We start from the raw sequence: 419 nt of genomic DNA, 5'->3' as shown, positions 1-419 counted from the left end.
ATTTTAGGTCAATCGACATCGGTTGACCGTATATCAAAGCGTAGCATATTCCTCATGACAAAATCAAGTCTACTGCTAATAGGACCCAACACGGCTTCAAAACTCAAACAAAAGCTTGTGGTTGGTCTTATTTATTGCTCAGGATGCTTCACCTCAAATTTCCGGTCATTCCGACATCGTTTGACTTAGTTTTGGCTTCTGACGGTAAATCAACAACTCTACACAACATAGTCTTCAGCTTTTTTGGAAAAACATATACTTTGCCCTTTGATCTGCACAGCTTCTTCTCAAATTCTCTATAGGGAAATCAGGCCAAAACATGTTAAAAAAAACCAAGAAAAATATCAAAGAAGAAAGAAGCAGAAAAAACCAGAAAACAACAGAAAATTGGTGACCGAAAGGGGCAAAAGGCCCTATGG

At 38.4% G+C, this 419-nt stretch carries 1 protein-coding gene; it reads right to left on the bottom strand.

Going from position 1 to position 419, the window contains the following annotated elements:
- Positions 1-234 precede the first annotated feature (234 nt).
- The coding region (locus D7X96_RS40665; RefSeq protein WP_208647467.1) for a hypothetical protein at positions 235-419 on the bottom strand (185 nt) is incomplete at its 5' end.

This window comes from Corallococcus interemptor, assembly GCF_003668875.1.
Classification (GTDB): domain Bacteria; phylum Myxococcota; class Myxococcia; order Myxococcales; family Myxococcaceae; genus Corallococcus; species Corallococcus interemptor.
Note: the sequence above shows the minus strand (reverse complement) of the source record. Positions and strands in the feature narration are given on the sequence as shown.